Genomic DNA, 19169 nt, shown 5'->3' on the forward strand with positions numbered 1-19169 from the left:
CTCGCGCGGGGGAGGGTCCGGCGGGTGCCCTGTGACCGACGCGTGCCTGGTCGGCCCCCGCCGCGGGGGCCCGTGGCCGACGGCCGTCATCATCGCCGCACACGCCGTCGGCCGTCGGCCCCGGACACCCCGGACCGCGTGGCCGAGCCGAACGGCCGCCGCACGGCACCGGCGGGACACCGGACTTCGGGGCTCGCGCGGTCGGAGGGGACGGCGCGAGCCCTGGACACGGGCGGCGACCCGGCCGAGCAAGCCGACCCGGCCGAGCAAGCCGAGTCGGCTGAGCCGGCCAAGGGGCTGGAGTCGGCCGAGCCGGCCGGAGGTGTGGAGCCGCCGGAGGGAGCCGGGCGCGCGCGGGCGCCGGGAAGTCGGTCCGTTCATGGTCACCGTCACCTGCGCCATCTATGTGAAGTCGGAGTACGCCAGGTGCGCTTCGCACACCCGGCAGCGGAAGAGGTAGGCGGTCGGCTGGCCCTCCCGGTCGAACGAGCCGAGGTAGCGCTCGATCTCGTCGGTGGACCACTGCCAGGCGACGGCCTCGCGGCGCAGGGCGTCCACCGCGTCCGGATACGCGGCCAACTCGGCGCTGCCGACCGGTCCGAGGAACGCGGCGGCGTCCCCGCAGTGGGTGAGCCAGACCGACTCCTGCCAGGCCGTGAAGCCGGGGGTGCGCCGCTCGACGACCTGACGGACGGCGTCGGGCACCTCGCCCGCCACGACCTCGCTGAAGCAGGCCCCGTACCGCTCGGCGGCGCTGCCGTCCGCTATGCACCAGGGGCAGAGCCGGCCGCGCAGATCCTCGTCCGCCTCGGCGTACACCGGGCCCGCGTAGACGTAGCCGCGGACGCGGCCGCAGCACGCGCAGGCGGTGTGCGGGTCGGGGGCGACGGAGCCTGTGGCCAGGGGGTCGGGGTGGTAGGGGAAGACGGGGAGGGCGGTGCTCACGGTGTCGTTCACGAGATCGTCCACGGGTCGTTCTCCGTACGCTGCTTGGCCGGGCGCGCGCTCGGACGCGGGGGCCGGACGGCGTGCTGCCGCGCCGTCCGTTCCCTCGTTCCTCCGCACGTCGTTGTCCATGAGAAGAGCATGGCACCCACCACTGACAACGGGCCTTCCGGTGATCGACTCCGGTCGCTCCGGCGGTCGTTGGACCTTCTCGCGGAGGGGGTTCCGTGCCACCGGCAAGAGCCGGTCGGGGAATGTGATTTAGGTGACGGGCGTCAGGGGAACTGGCACTCCGCATCGGCGTGCCCCTCGGTAACCGCCCTGGTGGGAAGCGCGATTCGAGCGACCGTTCCGTCGAACACGCGGATGTCGCGGCACTCGGTGCCTGTTGGGGCGAACTGATGGGCGCTTGCGGTGGGACGGTGGTGGGGTCCCACCGTCAACTCCGAGCGCTAGGGTGATGCGTTACCAACCACCCCTCCGGGGAAGCGACGGCTTCGTGGAGCACTCCATGGGGTCCACGAACGCTGGACCCCGGAAGGGGGTGGCCCGATGGCCACGCGTCCGGAGGGTCACCGCGGCGGCGGCAGGTGGGACCGGCTTTACCGCCGTGTCCGCTGGATCGGTCCGCTCTACGCCGTCTTCAGGATGGTGTGGGACTGGATGTGATCCGCCTGCGCAAGAAACAGGGCCCCGGTCCGTGAAGACCGAGGCCCCGCTGCGGTGGGTGGTAGAGGGCCTCATCCCCACGGCTTCGCGGGCTCAGGGATGGGGCTCTCGCCCTTCCGCAGTACAAGTGTCACCAAGAGCGCAAGCCGATCCGCAGGATTGTGATCTACGTCACCCCTGCGCTGCTGCAACGGGTCCATCTTGCCCGTTATTCAAGATCGATTTCGACAAGCGGTCAGATGTCGATCGGCGTGAGGTGGGGGTGACTCGCCGTCATGGGTGCAGGTGGCGCGCTTTGCGAGCATGTGAAAGTGATGCACCTCACAGCTTTTGTGCACTGCTGTCGTGATGCAAGCGACAATAAATGCACTCTTTCGATGGGGAGTTCGGCCCTTTCGGTCGCTCGTGAGGGTGGACCGGTCGTCCGCCGGGACGGTACGGGCATCGCCGCCTAAGGTGGTCGCGTGAGTCCCACATGGCCCGAGAACACCCCTGGTCTCCTCCGCCTCCCCTCCGGACGGCTGGTACGGGGACGGGCGCTGCGGCATCCCATGCCGGACGGACCGGTTCCGGAGTACGCCGTGTATCTGCTGGGGAAGCGTCCTCCCGAAGTGACCTGGGAGGCTGAGTGGTTGCACTGGCCCGACTTCCGGCTGCCGGCCGATCCGGAACGGGCCCGAACGGTGTTCCGGGCGGCATGGGAACGGGCCGGGGCCGAACGGGTGGAGCTGGCCTGCGGTGGCGGACGCGGGCGAACGGGCACCGCGCTGGCCTGCCTCGCGGTGCTCGACGGGGTGCCGGCCGGGGAGGCGGTGGCGTACGTGCGGCGGCACTACGATCCGCGCGCCGTCGAGACACCCTGGCAGAAGCGTTTCGTCCGCCGCTTCGACGGGAGTTGAGCGGGAGTTGAGAGGCGTGAGGGGCGTGAGGGGGCGGCGGGGCCGGTGACTTAAGACGCCCCGCCCGCCCGGGCCGCCGCCTCCCGCTGCTCCGGGAAGAGGTCCGTCAGCAGCCGGTGCGGCTTGCGTCGCAGTGCCTCGCTCACCCGGTCGTCCCGCAGCGTCGGGTCGGCGCCCGGCCCCTGCCGGATGACGAGGTCGGCCGGGGCGGGGACGGTGTCGCAGGTGGGGCAGAGGCCGACCGGAGTGATGTCCGTGCCGCAGGCCGCGTGGCTGAAGAGGCGGCGTGCGCCGTCCGGAGTGAGCCAGCGCTCACCCCACTGTGCCAGCGTGTAGACCGTCGGCCAGAGGTCGACGCCGCGGTCGGTGAGGACGTAGTCGACCTCCACGCCGGTGGCGCGCGGGCGGCGTTCGAGGAGGCCCATCGAGGTCAGCGTCTTGAGCCGGTCGGTGAGGACGGCGCGCGGGACGCCGAGGTGGGCGTGGAAGTCGGCGAACCGCCGCACCCCGTAGAAGCAGTCCCGGAGGACGAGGAGCGTCCAGCGCTCGCCGACCACCTCCAGGGCGCGCGCCAGTGAGCAGTCCTGATCCGTGTACCCGCGTCCCAATCCCACCGCCTCAGGCTAGCAGTTCATTGATTGAACTCTGTGGTTCAATCAATGAACCATAGTCCGGCCGGTCGCGGCCGGCCTGACCCCCGGGGGGTAGTCATGACGGTGGCCGTCGAACCCGAAGGACCGGCCGAACCCGCCCAGCCGGCCGGGCCGGCCGCGCACCCGCGGCCCTCGGCCCGTACGACTCTCGCCGTCTCCTGCGCGGCGACCCTGCTCGTCCTCATGAACTTCACCGCGACCCTGCCCACCGCCGGGCTCGTCGCCGCCGACCTCGGCTCGGGGCCCTCCGGGCGGACCTGGATCCTCGGCGCCATCGGCGTCGGCCTCGCCGCCAGCCTGATGGCGGCGGGCGGCCTGGCCGACGACCGGGGCCGCAAGCGGACGTTCACGGCCGGCGGCCTGCTGCTCGTCCTGGCGAGCGCGGTGTGCGCGGCGGCGCCCGGCACGCTCGTCTTCGTGTGCGGCCGGCTCGTCCAGGGCGCGGGCAGCGCCGCCCTGCTGGCCGCCGGGCTGGGCCTCGTCGGCCGGGCCTTCCCGCCCGGCCCGGAGCGGGCGCGGGCCACCGGCCTGTGGGGCGCCATGGTGGGCGGCGGCATCGCCGTCGGACCGGTGTTCGCCGCCCTGCTGGTCAAGTGCCTCGACTGGCGCTCCGGGTACGTCGCCCTCGCCGTCCTCTCGGCCGCGGTCACGTTCTGGGGCGCGGTCTCCCTGGAGGAGTCGCGGAACGAACACCGCCGCGGCTTCGACACCGCCGGCGTCCTGACCCTCGGCCTCGGGGTCGCGCTCCTCGTCGGGGCGCTCGTCGAGGGCCGCGGCGGCTGGGGCCGGCCGCGGGTCGTCGTCCTCCTGGCGGCCGCGGCGGTGCTGCTGGCGGCGTTCGCGGTCGTCGAACGGCGCGTCGCCGCACCGCTGCTGGACCTCGGCCTGCTGCGGCGGCCCGCCTTCGCCGCCTCGGCGGTCGGCGCGCTGGTGATCGGCGCCGGTGTGGCCGGCCTCATGACGTACGTCCCGATGGTCGCCCAGAGCCTGTTCGGCATGGGGCCGCTGCGCAGCGCCACCCTGCTGGGCGTCTGGTCCGGGCTGTCGTTCGTCGTCGCCCCGCAGGCCCGCCGGCTGGCGGGGCGGGTGGCGGACCGGCACCAGGTCGCTGCCGGGCTGGCCGTCTGCGGCGCGGGGGAACTCGCCCTCGCGGGGATCGGCGAGCACGCGTCGTGGTGGCGGTTCCTGCCCGGCCTGGCCGTCGCCGGGGTCGGCAGCGGGGTCGTGAACGCCGCGCTCGCCGGGCTGGCCGTACGGAGCGTGCCGGCCGACCGGGTGGCCGTCGGGTCCGCCGCCAACAACGCGGCGCGGTACCTCGGTTCGTCGGTGGGCGTCGCCCTGATCGCCGCCGTCATGGCGGCCGTCCCGCACGGCGGCGGGGCCGCCCACGAGGCCGGGCTCGGCCTGAGCCGCGCCGCGCTCGCGGCGGGCGGGCTGACGCTGGCGGGGGCCGTCGCCGTCGCGCTGTGCCGGGAGCGGGGGGAGGGGGGAGGCGGGTGGGACGGGGACGGAGGACCGGGTCACCGCGACACGAGCTCTCCGGAGCCGTGCGGCGAACCGGTCGCCGATTCGCCTCGCTCGTGGTGTGCGGTGGGCCGGGGCCTGTGCGGCGCGTTCCGGCCTGCCGAGAGGCCGGAGGGGAACCAGAGCCAGGGCAGGTGCAGAAAACTGCACCTCCGAGGCGTAGTCGGCCGGATTACGGGGGCGCGCGCCGCTTCGTAGCGTCGGCGGCATGACGATTTCGACGGGGGGAACGCCCCTTCTCAGGCGTGTGCGGCAGGTGCCGCCGGTGAGCCGGCGGCGGGGTCTGTGGCTCTATCTCGGGGTGGCGTACGCCGGCATGTGGCTGGCGATGCTGCCGCTGCTGGTGAGCGGGTACCGGCGGGGTGACGCCCGCGAGGGGACGGGCGCGCTGGCGGAAGTGTGCATCGCCTTCGCGATGTTCGCGCCCGCGCTCGGCGCGGTCGTCGCCGTGCGGTACGCGCGCGGAGGCGGACGTGTACGGGAGGCGTTGGCGCTGCGGTGGCCGAGGCCGTGGGGGCGGGCGGTGCGGGAGTGCCTGACGGCCGTCGCCGTGCCCGCGGGGCTCACCGTGGCGGCCCTGGCCCTCGGGGCCCTCGTCGGACGGTATCCCGTCGGGGAGTTGGACGCCGGGAGCGTGGCCGGCCGGCTGGCCGGCGGACTGGTGGGGATGGTGGTGTCGCTGCCGTTGTTCCTCGGCGAGGAACTGGGCTGGCAGGGCTACCTGTTCCCGCGCCTGCTGCGGGACGGCCACCGGACCCGCCCGCTCCGGGCGTACCTGCTGACCGGAGCCGCCTTCGCCCTGTGGCACCTGCCCACGCTGATCATGGGCGGCCAGTACCCCGGCCGGTCCTGGTACGTGTCCGTGCCCGCGATGGTGGTGAGCTGCACGCTGGTCCTGCCGGTCTTCACCTGGCTGCGGCTGCGCTCCGGCTCGGTGGTGCCCGCCGTCGTCGCCCACGCCTTCGTCAGCTCCCTGAGCGTGGGCATGGTCAAGGAGTTCGCCGACCCGGACGCCGCCCTCGATCCGCTGCACATGGGGCTCACCGGGTGGCCCGGCTGGATCGTCATGGCCGCGTTCGTCGCCTTCCTGGCCCGGACGGGGCGGCTCCGGCCGACGGGCGTTCCCGGTCGGCTCTGACGGCTCTGACGGCTCTGGTCGAGGCCGGCCGGCCGGCGGCGCGTTCCGCGTCGAACCGCGGCCGGGCGGCCGCTTGCCGAAGAAACCACCGGCCGGGAAACGGAGTCCGGAACCCGGCCACTCAGGCGGAGGAGAGCCATGCCCGCGTACGTGATCGTCGAGGCCGACGTGCCGGACGCCGAGGCCGCCGGCAGGTACCACCAGGCGGCGGAGCCGTCCGTCCTTGCTCACGGCGGCCGTTATCTCGTGAAAGGCGAGACGCCCGAGGCCGTCGAGGGGGACTGGCCGTCGTCCCGTCCGATCGTCATCGAGTTTCCGGACATGGAGCGGATCAGGCGGTGGCATGCCTCGCCCGAGTACACGCGGGCGCGGGAGATCCGGCGTACGGCGGTGCGGCTGCGGATGGTCTTCGCCGAGGGCGCGGACGCCGCCGAGTAGGGGCGGGCGCGGCGCAGGCCGGCCGGCGCGGGGCCGTAGGTCCGCCGGACGGCTCGTGGCGGACGGCTCGTGGGGAACGGCTCGTGGCGAACGGTCCGCGCTGACCGGCCGACACCGGACGGCCGCGCCGACAGGCCCGCGTCAGGCGATGCGCGCCGCTGTGCCCGAGACCCGGACGCGGGAGTCGCCCGGCCGGAGGGTGACCTCCAAGAGGCCGGGGCGGCCGAGGTCGGCGCCCTGGTGGAGGGTGAGCGTCGCGTCGTCGCCGACGAGGCCGCGTTCCCGCAGGTACGCGCCGAGGGCGGCGGCCGCCGCGCCCGTCGCGGGGTCCTCGACCACGCCGCCGACGGGGAACGGGTCGCGGACGTGGAACACGGACTCGCTTTCCCGCCAGACCAGTTGCACCGTCGTGAGGCCCAGCTTCCGCATCAGGGCGGTCAGCCGGTCGAAGTCGTAGTCCAGGGCGGCGAGCCGCTCCCGGGTGGCCGCGCCGAGGACGAGGTGGCGGGCGCCCGCGTAGGCGATGCGCGGCGGGAAGGCCGGGTCGAGGTCGGCGGCGGGCCAGTCCAGAGAGGCCAGCGCTTCGGCGACGTCTTCCGGAGCGGCGTCCTCCGTGTGCGGCTCGACGGAGGTCAACGTGGCACGCAGGACGCCGTCGTGCTCCGCGACGGAGACCGGGACCGTCCCCGCCTGGGTGACGAAGACGAACTCCCCGGGGCCGCGCCGCTCGGCCAGGGCCACGGCGGTGGCGACGGTGGCGTGGCCGCAGAAGGAGACCTCGGCCAGCGGGCTGAAGAAGCGGAGGGTGAACGATCGGTCCGGCTCGGCGGCGCCCTCGGGCGGCGCGGTGAGGAACGCGGTCTCGCTGTAACCGACTTCGGCGGCGATCCGCAGCAGGTCCGCGTCGTCGAGCCCGGCCGCGTCCAGGACGACGCCGGCGGGGTTGCCGCCCGCCGGGTCGGCGGAGAAGGCGGTGTAGCGCAGGACCTCGGGGGTGCCGGGGGCTGTGAGGGTGGCGGGGGCGGCGGTGCCGTCGGTGATCGTCATGGCCACCCCAACGGAGCGGAGGCGGCCGGTTATTCCGGTCCTGTCGGGGCCGGTTCGTACGCCGTTGGCGTATGCGGAACCGCAGCCGTAGCCGAGCCGTACCTGAACCCGCACCCGCACCCGAGGCCCCGTCCGGCCGGCCGCCGGAACAGGGCCTCGGAAGGAACTGCGTGCGCGGCGCCTCAGCGCACAGTGACGTAGATCGGCTCGGAGACCGCGCCGCCGCCCGTCACCCGCAGGGCGTTCTTGCCCTTGATGCCGAGCTTGACGCGCATGGAGTAGGCCGAGTTCTTGTCGACGGTGACCTTCGCGGGCAGGGAGACCCACTTGGCGCCCTGCTTCTGCTGGAGGACGACCGTGGTGCCCGCCTTGATGCCGGTGGCCTTGCCACTGACGCGGAACTCCTGCCACGCGCCGATCGTGGCGACGCTCGCCTGGGCGGTGAGCACGGGCTTGGCCGCCGGGGCGGGCGTGGCGACGGACGCGACGGGTGCGGGCGCGGGGGCGGCGAAGGCGGTGGCAGCGCCTCCGGCGGCGAGGCCGGCGGCGAGGGCACCGGCTATGGCGAAGCGGTAGGCACGGTTCATGACGTATTCCTCCCTGATGGTCCCGTTGGGTCTCGATGACCCGATGGCGGGGCTTCACTGGGGAATACGAGAAAAGGGCGATGTCGGTTGCAGGGAGTATCGAACTCTTTTCCGAAGTGTGCGACGGAAGTGCCCTCAGGGGTCAAAACGCGCCAAACTCAGCTCCCGCCCCCGTCGCGTACCACCAATACCCATTCGTACCTCTCGTATCACCCGAATCCTCTGTACCGCCCGTGCCGTCATGAAGAGAACGTGAAGTTCGAGTGGTTCGTCGCGAGTTGGGTGCCGTCCGGCCCGTAGGCCGTCACCTGGAGCTGCCAGTGCACGGCGGGGTTGATGACGACGAACGTCGGATGCCAGTTGGTGATGTCCCAGCTGAGGACCGGCGACCGGATGGTGCTGTCCAGGCTCAGGGACTGCTTGGTCAGGTCGTTGTACGTGTGCCACCTGATGGAGACGATCCTGCCCTTCAGGCCGTTGAACGTGACGTTCGCCTGCGCCTGGGTGAGGCCGACGCCGGCCGGCCCCTGGGAGAGGACGCTGGTGACACTGGCCGAGACCCGCAGGGTCGCCGGCGCCGTCGTGTACGGCGGCGGGGCGGGCTGGGGCAGGGTGGCCGTCGGACCGGAGGCCGGGGGCGTCCAGGGGGTACTGCCCGTCGGACCGCCGGTCGGGCCGGTCGTCGGCGGGGGCGTCGGCGGGTCCGCCTTGTCGTTCGAGGAGTGCCCCTGGATCAGGATGGGCAGGAGCGACCCGAGCACGATGGCCAGGCCGCCGGTGACCCAGTAGGCCCAGACCCGGCGCCACAGCGGGGTCCCCGGTGGATCGGGCAGGTGTGGTGGATCTCCGGCGCTCATGTCCGTCCCCCTCGGTATGACCCCGGCGAGTGCCGCGTGCCCCATGCCCCCGCACGCGCCTGCACGTCTGTACGCCTGCGTGCCTGCGCGCCCGCACGGAGCCTGCCTTTGGGCCGAGCGCGACGGGACGCTACTCCCGGAATCAGCCATTCAGGGAGGCGTATGAGGCGCATGGGCAGGCGCGCTCCCTGCTGCCGTGCGCCCTTGTAAGGGACGGGTTCGGGATGCGTCCATGACACGATGGACGGATACCTGTACGAGCCATGGAGTAATGCATGAAGGAGCCCGCACCCGCCGCGGTCGCCACACCCGGGGACACCGCGTCCGACCAGCACATATCCTCGTCGGCCGGGACGCCGCCCGGCCGCCGGAACCGGCTGTTCGTCACCCTCGCCCTGGGCGGGCTCACGGCCGTGGCCCCGCTGTCCATGGACATGTACCTCCCGGCACTTCCCGAGGTGACGGATTCCCTGAGAAGTCCCGCGGCCACCGTGCAGCTCACCCTCACCGGCTGCCTCATGGGCATGGCGCTGGGGCAGCTCGTCGTCGGCCCGATGAGCGACAAGTGGGGCCGCCGACGGCCGCTGCTCGTCGGCATGGCGCTCTACGTCGTCGCCACCGTCCTCTGCGCGGTCGCCCCCAACGCCGCCCTGCTCATCGCGTTCCGCCTGGTCCAGGGGTTGGCCGGGGCGGCGGGCATCGTGATCGCGCGCGCCGTGGTGCGCGATCTGTACGACGGCGTGGCCATGGCCCGTTTCTTCTCCACCCTGATGCTGATCTCGGGCGTGGCCCCGGTCGTCGCGCCGCTCATCGGCGGCCAGCTGCTGCGGTTCACGGACTGGCGCGGCGTCTTCGTGGTGCTCACCGGCGTCGGTCTCGCCCTGACGTTCCTCGTGTACCGCTACCTCGACGAGACCCTGCCGCCCGGCCGCCGCCAGTCCGGCGGCCTCGGCGAGACGCTGCGCGCGATGCGCGGCCTGCTCGCCGACCGCGCCTTCACCGGCTACATGCTCTCCGGCGGCTTCGCCTTCGCCGCTCTCTTCTCCTACATCTCGGCGTCGCCGTTCGTCGTCCAGGACATCTACGGCGCCTCGCCGCAGACGTTCAGCCTGCTGTTCGGCCTCAACTCCGTCGGCCTCGTCCTCGTCGGCCAGATCAACGGCAAGGTGCTGGTCGGCCGCGTCAGCCTGGACAAGGCCCTCGGCTGGGGCCTCGCCGTGATCACCCTGGCCGCGGCGGCCCTGCTGGTGCTGACGACGGGCGTCCTCGGCGAGCCGGGCCTGGCCCCGGTCGCCGCCGGCCTGTTCGTCCTGATGGCCGCCATGGGCCTGGCCATGCCCAACACCAACGCCCAGGCCCTGATGCGCTCCGGCAACGCGGCCGGCTCCGCCTCCGCCCTGCTGGGCACCTCCACCTACCTGCTCGGCGCCATCGCCTCCCCGCTCGTCGGCATCGCGGGCGAGCACACGGCCGTCCCGATGGCCACCGTCCAGCTCGGCTGCGCCGTCGCGGCGGTGCTCAGCTTCGTCCTGCTGTGCGGGCGGCGCGGCGGCGCGGGGTCGGCGGATTCGTCGGCCTCGGCGACCTCGGCGACCTCGGCGGGCTCGGCGGGCGAGAGCCCCGAGGGCCGCACGCGCGCGACGGGTGCGGAGGCCGCGGAGTAGCCCGGCCCGCGCGGGTCGGCCGTGCGGTACGCCGGGGGCGAGGGTTCCTCGGCGGCGGCGCCCGGGGGACGTCCGCGGCGCCGGCGCGTCCGCGGGCGGCGCACTGCGCGGGCGCAGGGGGTACAGGAGCCGTGCCGGTATGCACGATCGCCGCAGGCCCGCAGGCCCGCAGGCCCGCAGGCCCGCAGGCCCGCAGGCCCGCAGGACGGTGGACAGCTGCCCCCCTCCGCCACGTCCGCAGCGGTCGGCCCGGCACGGCGGGCACGGCGGCGATGCCGGCAGCGGGACATGCAGGCCCCGCCTCGGGCGCCGTCACTCGGGCCGGCGCCCGACCTACCTGGAGAGCGGCCAAAGGGCGGCCTGGAGAGCGGCCAGGAGGGTGGCCTGGAGAGCGGCCACGACCGCTCCGAGCGGACAACGGACACCAGGCGCGCGCCCGAGACCCGGCCACGATCACGCCGGGCGCCGTGCCGCTCGCGTGATGCCCGCCCGCGCCACGCCCGCCGCGTGGCCCGACAGGCCGTGCCGTCGCGCGGCGGCCTGCGCTCGTCACGCCGCCCGCGGGACGGGCAAGCGGCGCCCACCCCGCTCCCACCCCGTAAAATCCACCCAATGCACGCCCCCGAGAACACGCCGCCGACCGGCGAGAACCTCCGCGCCGCGCTCGCCGGACTGCTCGACGGTCTGCCGCCCCGGCAGGCCGCCCGGGCCGTCGAGCGGCTGATCGCCAACTACCGGGGGCGGACCCCGACCGACGCGCCGGTCCTGCGCGACCGTTCCGACGTCGCCGCCTACGCCGCCTACCGCATGCCCGCGACCTTCGAGGCCGTCCGGCACGCGCTGGAGGCGTTCCGGGACCGGCTGCCCGAGTGGTCGCCCGGCTCGCACGTGGATCTCGGCGGCGGTACGGGCGCGGCGACCTGGGCCGTCGCGGCTGCCTGGCCGGAGGGCGAGCGGACGACCACCGTCCTGGACTGGGCGGAACCCGCCCTCGCCCTCGGCGCCGAACTCGCCGGCGCCGCCGCCTCGCCCGCGCTGCGCGCCGCGCGCTGGCAGCGGCAGGTCATCGGCGGCGGCCCGGCGGTCCCCGAGGGCACCGACCTCGTCACCGTCTCCTACGTCCTCGGCGAACTCACCGACGACGCCCGGCGGTCCGTCGTCGACCAGGCCGCCCGCGCCCGCGCCGCCGTGATCGTCGAACCGGGCACCCCCGAGGGCTACCGCCGGGTGATCGAGGCCCGCGACCGGCTGATCGCGGCGGGTTTCGAGGTCGTCGCCCCCTGCCCGCACAGCGCCGCCTGCCCGATAGAGCCGGGCACGGACTGGTGCCACTTCTCCGCCCGCGTCAGCCGCTCCTCCCTGCACCGGCAGGTCAAGGGCGGTTCGCTGGCGTACGAGGACGAGAAGTTCTCCTACGTCGCGGCCGTGCGGACCGCCGACGGCACAGACGGCACGGACGGCCTCCCCGCCGCGCGCGCCCGCGTCGTACGCCGCCCGCAGATCCGCAAGGGCCAGGTCCTCCTGGAACTGTGCACCCGCGACGAGGGGCTGCGCCGCGAGACGGTCACCAAGCGCCACGGTGGCCTCTACCGCGCCGCGCGCGACGCGGACTGGGGCGACGCGTGGCCGCCGGAGGACGGCGAGGACTGACGCCCCACGCCCCACGCCCCACGCCGCGCACCCCATGCCCCACGCCGCGCACCCCACGCCCCACGCCGCGCACTCCACGCCTCACGCCGCACGCCGCGAATATTCGCTGGTGCGCGGCCCGGCGGCCCTTGTACGTTGGCTCCGCGACCGCGCCCCCGATGCGCTCGGCGGCGGCTACTTCCTTCCGAAAACCAAGTGACGCCGCCGCCTCCTTTGATCTCGGCGGGCGCGGGCGCGTACGCCTCTCCGCCCCCTGGGCCGTACGGCCGGGGGCCGCTCCATCCTTGGAATCCTTTGAATCCGGGGGGATTCACTGCCTCGTCACACCCCGCGCGTCTCCAAAACGTGGTCCGAGATGCTCGTGGCCCCGCACATCGCGGCGGCGGCCGCCCGCTCTCAGCCCCCGTCCCCGTTCTCGTCGCGGACGTACCACGTCCCCGCCGTACCCGGCCCGCGCACCTACGAGGGCGGGCCGGCCTTCGTCCGGGAGCCCCGCGAGGAGCTCTTCCTCCTCGCGGTCGCCAACTTCGTCTCCCAGCGCACCTTTTACGAGAGCGGCGAGGAGCGGGACGACCGCTACGCCCGCCTCGTCGGCGAGCTCGCCGTCCGGGACCCCGAGTGGACGGCCGGCCTGCTGCGCTGGCTCCGCGCCGAGGGCAACCTGCGGACCGCGTCCCTGGTCGGCGCCGCCGCGTACGTACGGGCCCGCCTCGCAGCCGGATCGTCGGGCGGGACGTCCGGGGGCCCGTCCAACCGGTCCGTGATCGACTCGGTGCTGCGCCGCGCCGACGAGCCCGGCGCACTGCTCGCCCACTGGATCGCGGCGTACGGCCGGAACGTGCCGCAGCCCGTGAAGCGGGGCGTCGCGGACGCCGTCCGCCGGCTGTACACGTCCCGGTCCCTGCTCAAGTACGACACCGCGTCCAAGGGTTTCCGCTTCGGCGACGTCCTCAACCTGGTGCACGCGTCGCCCGATCCGGACAAACCCTGGCAGGGCGCCCTCTTCCGGTACGCCCTGGACCGCCGCCACCACCCGGAGCAGGCGGTTCCGCCGGCCTCCGACCGGCTGCTGACCTCCCGTCGCGCGCTGATGGAGACGGCGGCGGACGAGCGCCGGGCGCTGGTGACCGGGCCGGGCGGCGCCGAGCGGCTCGCCGCGGCGGGCATGACGTGGGAGGCGCTGGCGGGCTGGCTCGGCGGACCGCTGGACGCCGCCGTCTGGGAAGCGGTGATCCCCTCCATGGGGCCGATGGCCCTCCTGCGGAACCTGCGGAACTTCGACGAGGCGGGGGTCTCGGACGACGTCGCCGCCCGGGTCGCGGAACGGCTCTCGGACGCCGACGAGGTCGCCCGGTCCCGGCAGTTCCCCTTCCGCTACCTGGCCGCCCACCGCCACGCGCGGTCGCCGCGCTGGGCGGCCGCGCTGGAACGGGCGCTGGGCCACTCCCTGGCCAACGTCCCGTCCCTGCCCGGCCGGACGCTGGTCCTGGTGGACCGGTCGGACTCCATGTTCTGGGACACCCTCTCCGAGCGGTCCGGGCTGACGCGGGCGGACGCGGCGGCCGTGTTCGGCACCGCCCTGGCCCTGCGCTCCGAACACGCGGACCTGGTGGAGTTCGGCTGGGGCAGCGGAGAGGTGCCGTTCACGCCGGGCGAGCCGGTGCTCCGGGTGCTGGAACGGTTCCACCGGCTCGGCGGCACCCACACCGCGAAGGCCGTGCGGGCCCACTACCGGGGCCACGACCGCGTCCTGATCGTCACCGACGAGCAGACCGTCGGCCCGTACACCCCCTACGGCCCCGACGGGCCGGCCGAAGCGGTGCCGGCCGACGTCCCGGTCTACACCTGGAACCTGGCGGGCTACCAGCCCGCCCACGGGCCCACCGGCCCCCACCGCCACACCTTCGGCGGCCTCACGGACGCGGCGTTCCGCATGGTCGGCCTCATCGAGGCCGGGAGGGAGGCGGCCTGGCCGTGGGCTGCCACCGATCCGGTCCCGCCGGGCGGTGGACCGGCTCCCGCCGGGCGGTGAACCGGCTGCCGTTCCGGGGGAGGAGCCGTGCATGCCGCGGCGGCACGAACCGACCGACGTTCCCGGTGGACGCGCGGCCCGGAGCGGCCGGGGGGGGCGTCCGCCGGCCGGTTGCGCGGGGCGGCAGGGTCCCTGGCGTGGGCGGAGTTCACCGCCGTCCGTCCGTCGCTCGTCGCCGCCCGCACCGGCGCGTCACCCGGCAAGGCCACCCGGCAAGGCCACCCGGCCGTCGGCGCCCGCCCGGCGCTCCGGGCGGTCCGCGCACCCGGGCGGCCCCGTGCCCGTACCCCCACCGGGCCGCCCGGGCCGGCGCCCGGTCCGGCCGCCGCGCCCGGGCGTCCCGGATCGTCCGGGAGCACAGGTCAACGCGTCAACGCAGTTCCTGCGTGCAGCACTTCACGCTGCCGCCCCCCTTCAGCAGCTCGCCCAGGTCCATCCCGATCGGCTCGAAGCCGCGTTCCCGCAGGGGGCCGAAGAGGCCGACGGCCGCCTGGGGGAGGAGGACGTGGCGGCCGTCGCTGACCGCGTTGAGGCCGAGCGCCGCCGCGTCCTCCGCGTCGGCGACGAGCGCGTCGGGGAAGAGGCGTTCCAGGACGGCCCGGCTGCCGGGGGAGAAGGCGCCGGGGTAGTACATGATCTCGTCGCCGGCCGCGTCGAGGACGCACAGGGCCGTGTCGAGGTGGTAGTAGCGGGGGTCGATCAGGTCCAGGCCGATGACGGGGCGGCCGAAGAACTCCTGTGCCTCGGGGTGCGACAGCGGGCTGCTGCGGAAGCCCCGGCCGGCGAGCAGCCAGGAGTCGGTGACGGCGAAGTCGCCCTCGCCCTCGTTGATGTGCTCGGGTTCGCGGACCACCTCGTAGCCGTGCGACCGGAACCACTCCACGTGCACGGCGGCCTCGGCGGCGCGCTGCGGGTGGGCGAAGCGGGCGCCGAGGACGCGGCCGTCGACGACGGTGGCGCCGTTCGCCGCGTACACCATGTCGGGCAGTTCCGGGCGGGGTTCGAGCTCCTCCACGGTGTGGCCGAGGGCGCGGTAGCGGTCGCGGAGGGTTTCCCACTGCGTGAGGGCGAGCGGCAGATCGACCGGCTTGGCCGGGTCCATCCACGGATTGATCGAGTAGGTGACCTTGAAGTGGGCGGGCGGGCACATCAGATAACGGCGGGGGCTCGCCGCCCGTGGTGCTGCGGTACGCAAGTCGCGCTCCTCACGGTGGTGTTGGGCACGTACGCGGCGAGCGTACGTGCCCAAATCGTCCACGCTGGGCGCTGTTCGCGCATGAACCGTACGGGTGGTTTACGCACGGCCCGTCACGCCCCGGTGGTACCGCTCCTTCCTTCCCGCAACGCGCGGAGCAGTTCCCGCTTCTGTGCGAGCGGGTCGGCGCCCCGGCCGGCCCCGCCGGACGCGTTGCCGCGCAGCGCCTTGCGCGAGAGGTTGCTGCGGGTCCCGCCCACGCCGAGCATCCTGCCGTTTCCCCGGGTCATGGGGGCTCCTTCCGTCGGTGTCTCGCATGTGCTTGAGACGAGACGTCTCGTCTCGCGATGACTTGAGTATTACGCCATGCGCCACCCCGCTCCGTCAACCCCCAACGAGACGAAACGTCTCGCCTCATCGAGCCGCTACCCTGCCCTCATGGCCACTACCAAGACCCCGCCCGACGCCAACCGCCGCAGCGAGCGTTCCCGTCGCGCGATCCTGGAAGCCGCCCTCGAACTCACCGGCGAGACCGGCTACCAGCGGCTCACCATCGAGGCCATCGCCGCCCGGGCCGGCGTGGGCAAGCAGACGATCTACCGCTGGTGGCCCTCCAAGGCCGCCGTCCTCCTCGACGCCTTCGTCGCCCTCGGAGAGGAGGCCGCCGAAGGGCACCACGAGCTCCCCGACACCGGCGACCTGGAGGCCGACCTCAAGCTCGTCCTCCGCGCCACCGTCGACGAGCTCAACAGTCCGCGCTACGACGCCCCTTCACGCGCCCTCGCCGCCGAGAGCATCGCCAACCCGGACCTCTGCGCCCAGTTCACCAGGGCGGTGCTCGAACCTCAGCTCCAGCTGTACGTCACCCGGCTGCGCGCCGCCCAGGAGGCCGGGCAGGCCGACCCGGACGTGGACCCGCGCATCGCCCTGGAACTGCTCGTCGGCCCGCTCGCCCACCGCTGGATGCTGCGCACCCAGCCCCTCACCCACGCCTACGCCGACAGCGTCGTCGAGATCACCCTGCGGGGACTCACCCCGCGCTGAACCCGGTAGCCGGGCCCCCGCCGAAGACCCCCGGCGCTCCCGCCCGGCCGCCGGAGCGGTCCGTGTCACACCCTCGGATGCGCCCGACGGTCACGCCGGGCGCAGGATGGTGGCAGCATTGACCGGAGACCGCGGTCGAAGTGAGGGGATAGATGGAACGCAAGAGCAGATTCTCCCAGTGGCTGCGCCGCCCCAGGAGCGGAGCGGGCGGCGATACGGGTGCGGGGGCGGCCACCGGCGCCGCCCGCGAGGAACTGCTCCTGGCCGCGGCCGCCGCCGGGTTCCCCCTGGCCCCGGCCGCCCACCCCTCCGGCTACGGGTGTTCGTGCGAACGCATCGGCTGTCCCACCCCGGGCCGGCATCCCGTCTCCTTCGCCTGGCAGACCCTCGCCACCACCGACCCGGAGAAGGTCACCAAATGGCTCCGGGCCCAGCCCGAGGCCAACTTCGTCACCGCCACCGGCATGGCCCACGACGTCCTGGACGTCCCCGCCGAGGCCGGCCGCAAGGCGCTGGACCGGCTCACGGCCGCAGGCGTCGAGGTCGGGCCCGTCGCCACCGTCGCCCCCGACCGCATGCTCTTCTTCACCGCCACCCGCGGCACCCCGGACGACGAGGACGAGTGGTGGCCCTGCGAGCTCGACTGCCACCCCGAGACCCTCGACGAACACCCCGGCCTGCGCTGGCACTGCCGCGGCAGCTACGTCCTCCTGCCGCCCTCCCGCCTCCCCGGCGACGACGCGTACGTGGCCTGGCTGCTGGGTCCCGAACGGCCGCTGCCGGACCCGCTGACGCTGCTGGAGACGCTGACGGACGCGTGCGCCCAGTACGCGGGCGACCGGCCCGACCACGAGCACCACGCCGCCTGGCCGATCGGCCGCTGAGGACGCCGTCCTCCGGGTCCTCTTACTCGCCCTTCGCCGCGATCAGCGACTCGATCCGGTTCAGGAACCGCACCCGGGGCGCCGCCGCGCCCTTCGCCGGCACCCGCACCGCCGACTCCGACACCCGCGTGTACGTGATCGCCGTCGACAGCCGCCCCGTCAGCAGGGACTGCGTCCGCTGCTCGGTGACGGCGGGACGGACGCCCCTGGCCATGGTCCGCTTCTCGCGGTGGTGGGCGGTGAAGAACACGACGGCGCCGCCGTCCGTGGTGCGCAGGGCGAGCGCGGGGAAGCCGGGCCCCTGTTCGGGGGTGTCGATCCAGTCGGTCCAGAAGGTGGGCGTCCGCGCGAGCTTGGCGCGGTCGGCCCGGAGCTGGGTGGTGGCGAGGTCGGGGGCGAAGACGTCGCCCTTGCCGGTGCGCAGGAAGCCGGTGTACGCGCCGCTGACCGCGTCGGGGTCCAGCGCCAGCCCGGACGGCTCCCCGGCCCGTACCGGAACGGCCTCCGCCCAGCCGTCCCCGTCCGTCCGGAACGCCGGGACCGTGCCCGGCGCGTGCAGCGTCAGGTAGGCGGCCTTCCACGGGTCCTTGGCGCTGTCGCGCGTGAACACCACCAGCCACCGGTTCCGGTCCCGGTTGCTGAGGGTGTCGGCGACGAAGAACTTGGGCCAGCCCGCCGACTTGGGGATGGCGAATCGGGCGTCGCGCAGTTCCAGCGCCGGATAGCCCGGGTTGCCCTTGGGCAGCAGCTTGCGCTGCGCGGTCACGTCGGCGCGCCCGATCTCGGCGAGGGCGCCGGTCTCGACCCGGTCCACGAGGGCCGGGTCGAGGGCGCGGTACGCCTTGGTGTAGCCGGCGGTGAAGTCGCCGAGGGCCTTGGCGGCCTCAGCCTTGTCCACCGCCGGGATGATCTCCCGCTCGCCGTGCACCGTCACGCACCCGGTCGCCAGCAGCGCCGGCAGCAGGAGCAGCGGGAGCACCCGGGACGGCACCGGCCACGGCGGACGGCGCGGAAGGCGCGGCAGACGACGCGGCGGGCGCGGAAGACGCGGGGGCGTCCGACGTCGCATCGGCCTTGGACTCCTCGGTGGCTGCGCTGGCAGCGGTGGCTGCCCGGGACGGCGCCACCTTACCGGTGCGACCGGGGCGGAAGAACAGCACCAGGGTCGGGACCAGGTACAGCGCCCACACCCACACCTGGAGCTTCGTCGGGTCCGGCTGGAAGTTGAAGACGCCCTTCAGCAGCGTCCCGTACCAGCTGTCGACCGGCACCTGCTCACTGATGTCGAACGCCTTGGAGCCCAGCCCCGGCAGGACGTCGGCCTCCTGGAGGTCGTGGAAGCCGTACGCGAGCACGCCCGCCGCCACCACGATCAGCATCCCGCCGGTCCAGGTGAAGAACTTCGCCAGGTTGATCTTCAGGGCGCCCCGGTAGAACAGCCAGCCCAGCAGCACCGCCGTGAGCAGCCCGAGCAGCGCGCCGACCAGCGGCCGTACGCCGTCGTCGGTGGCCTGCACCGCCGTCCAGATGAACAGCGCGGTCTCCAGGCCCTCCCGGCCCACGGCCAGGAACGCCGTCACCACCAGCGCGGTGGTGCCCATCGCCAGCGCCGCGTCCAGCTTGCCGTGCAGCTCCTTCTTCAGGTGCCGCGCGGTGCGCCGCATCCAGAAGACCATCCACGTCACCAGGCCCACGGCGATGACGGACAGCGAGCCGCCCAGCGTCTCCTGCGCCTCGAACGTCATGGTCTGCGAGCCGTACTGGAGCACGGCGCCGAAGCTCATGCTGAGCAGCACGGCCGCGGTGATGCCGAGCCAGACCGGCCGCAGGGCGTCCCTGCGGCCGCTCTTGACCAGGTAGGCGACGAGGATGCAGACGACCAGGCTGGCCTCCAGCCCCTCGCGCAGGCCGATCAGGTAGTTGCCGAACACGCGGCGCCTCCT

The 19169-nt window shown here is 74.1% G+C and carries 18 protein-coding genes; 9 read left to right on the forward strand and 9 right to left on the reverse strand.

The window, feature by feature from the left end; all coding sequences use genetic code 11:
- Positions 1-402 precede the first annotated feature (402 nt).
- Positions 403-969, reverse strand: coding sequence for a CbrC family protein (locus ACH4PU_RS25825; RefSeq protein ID WP_398276584.1), 567 nt, complete (start codon positions 967-969; stop codon positions 403-405).
- A 1109-nt stretch (positions 970-2078) separates the two neighbouring features.
- On the opposite strand from ACH4PU_RS25825, the gene ACH4PU_RS25830 reads away from it, so the two are divergent.
- A complete protein-coding gene (locus ACH4PU_RS25830; RefSeq protein ID WP_398276587.1) occupies positions 2079-2513 on the forward strand; it encodes a protein phosphatase in 435 nt (144 codons plus the stop codon).
- A 50-nt stretch (positions 2514-2563) separates the two neighbouring features.
- Here ACH4PU_RS25830 and ACH4PU_RS25835 read toward each other — a convergent pair whose 3' ends face one another.
- Positions 2564-3127, reverse strand: a complete 564-nt coding sequence (locus ACH4PU_RS25835) for a winged helix-turn-helix transcriptional regulator (protein ID WP_398276590.1) — start codon at positions 3125-3127, stop codon at positions 2564-2566.
- Positions 3128-3223: 96 nt separating this feature from the next.
- On the opposite strand from ACH4PU_RS25835, the gene ACH4PU_RS25840 reads away from it, so the two are divergent.
- From ACH4PU_RS25840 to ACH4PU_RS25850, 3 genes are all read left to right on the forward strand, one after another.
- Positions 3224-4888, forward strand: a complete 1665-nt coding sequence (locus ACH4PU_RS25840; protein ID WP_398276593.1) for an MFS transporter — start codon at positions 3224-3226, stop codon at positions 4886-4888.
- 10 nt (positions 4889-4898) lie between these two features.
- Positions 4899-5828, forward strand: coding sequence for a CPBP family intramembrane glutamic endopeptidase (locus tag ACH4PU_RS25845; protein ID WP_398276596.1), 930 nt, complete (start codon positions 4899-4901; stop codon positions 5826-5828).
- A 138-nt stretch (positions 5829-5966) separates the two neighbouring features.
- Complete coding sequence (locus ACH4PU_RS25850) at positions 5967-6266, forward strand: DUF1330 domain-containing protein (protein ID WP_398276599.1); 300 nt, start codon at positions 5967-5969, stop codon at positions 6264-6266.
- A 141-nt stretch (positions 6267-6407) separates the two neighbouring features.
- Here the strand turns inward: ACH4PU_RS25850 and ACH4PU_RS25855 are convergent, their stop codons facing one another.
- From ACH4PU_RS25855 to ACH4PU_RS25865, 3 genes are all read right to left on the reverse strand, one after another.
- On the reverse strand, positions 6408-7313 hold the full coding sequence (locus ACH4PU_RS25855) for a PhzF family phenazine biosynthesis isomerase (RefSeq protein ID WP_398276601.1): 906 nt from the start codon (positions 7311-7313) through the stop codon (positions 6408-6410).
- A gap of 182 nt (positions 7314-7495) precedes the next feature.
- Positions 7496-7900 (reverse strand): hypothetical protein, encoded by a 405-nt coding sequence (locus ACH4PU_RS25860; RefSeq protein ID WP_398276604.1) that lies wholly within the window; start codon positions 7898-7900, stop codon positions 7496-7498.
- A 239-nt stretch (positions 7901-8139) separates the two neighbouring features.
- On the reverse strand, positions 8140-8757 hold the full coding sequence (locus ACH4PU_RS25865) for a hypothetical protein (protein ID WP_398276607.1): 618 nt from the start codon (positions 8755-8757) through the stop codon (positions 8140-8142).
- Between the two features lie 275 nt (positions 8758-9032).
- Here ACH4PU_RS25865 and ACH4PU_RS25870 point away from each other — a divergent pair, with 275 nt between their 5' ends.
- The 3 genes from ACH4PU_RS25870 to ACH4PU_RS25880 all read left to right on the forward strand — a co-directional run bounded on the left by ACH4PU_RS25870 (position 9033) and on the right by ACH4PU_RS25880 (position 14103).
- A complete protein-coding gene (locus ACH4PU_RS25870; protein WP_398276610.1) occupies positions 9033-10421 on the forward strand; it encodes a multidrug effflux MFS transporter in 1389 nt (462 codons plus the stop codon).
- A gap of 612 nt (positions 10422-11033) precedes the next feature.
- Positions 11034-12071: a small ribosomal subunit Rsm22 family protein gene (locus ACH4PU_RS25875; RefSeq protein ID WP_398276613.1), complete on the forward strand. Its 1038-nt coding sequence runs from the start codon at positions 11034-11036 to the stop codon at positions 12069-12071.
- 355 nt (positions 12072-12426) lie between these two features.
- Entirely contained in the window at positions 12427-14103 is a 1677-nt protein-coding gene (locus ACH4PU_RS25880; protein ID WP_398276616.1) for a TROVE domain-containing protein, read from the forward strand.
- Between the two features lie 370 nt (positions 14104-14473).
- Here ACH4PU_RS25880 and ddaH read toward each other — a convergent pair whose 3' ends face one another.
- Together ddaH and ACH4PU_RS25890 are read right to left on the reverse strand one after the other, a co-directional pair.
- Complete coding sequence (ddaH, locus tag ACH4PU_RS25885) at positions 14474-15298, reverse strand: dimethylargininase (RefSeq protein ID WP_398276619.1); 825 nt, start codon at positions 15296-15298, stop codon at positions 14474-14476.
- A 113-nt stretch (positions 15299-15411) separates the two neighbouring features.
- Positions 15412-15588, reverse strand: coding sequence for a DUF6243 family protein (locus tag ACH4PU_RS25890; protein ID WP_185940565.1), 177 nt, complete (start codon positions 15586-15588; stop codon positions 15412-15414).
- A gap of 148 nt (positions 15589-15736) precedes the next feature.
- Between ACH4PU_RS25890 and ACH4PU_RS25895 the strand changes: the two genes are divergently transcribed.
- Both ACH4PU_RS25895 and ACH4PU_RS25900 read left to right on the forward strand, forming a co-directional pair.
- Positions 15737-16342 (forward strand): TetR/AcrR family transcriptional regulator, encoded by a 606-nt coding sequence (locus tag ACH4PU_RS25895; protein WP_398276624.1) that lies wholly within the window; start codon positions 15737-15739, stop codon positions 16340-16342.
- Positions 16343-16494: 152 nt separating this feature from the next.
- On the forward strand, positions 16495-17226 hold the full coding sequence (locus ACH4PU_RS25900; protein ID WP_398276627.1) for a bifunctional DNA primase/polymerase: 732 nt from the start codon (positions 16495-16497) through the stop codon (positions 17224-17226).
- A 22-nt stretch (positions 17227-17248) separates the two neighbouring features.
- On the opposite strand, the gene ACH4PU_RS25905 is transcribed toward ACH4PU_RS25900, so the two are convergent.
- A complete protein-coding gene (locus tag ACH4PU_RS25905; RefSeq protein ID WP_398276630.1) occupies positions 17249-18124 on the reverse strand; it encodes a hypothetical protein in 876 nt (291 codons plus the stop codon).
- Positions 18111-19157, reverse strand: a complete 1047-nt coding sequence (efeU, locus tag ACH4PU_RS25910) for an iron uptake transporter permease EfeU (protein ID WP_398276633.1) — start codon at positions 19155-19157, stop codon at positions 18111-18113. The genes ACH4PU_RS25905 and efeU overlap by 14 nt, the downstream gene beginning before the upstream one ends.
- Positions 19158-19169 lie beyond the last annotated feature (12 nt).

The sequence above is a fragment of the Streptomyces sp. NPDC021100 genome, from assembly GCF_044333095.1.
Classification (GTDB): Bacteria; Actinomycetota; Actinomycetes; order Streptomycetales; family Streptomycetaceae; genus Streptomyces.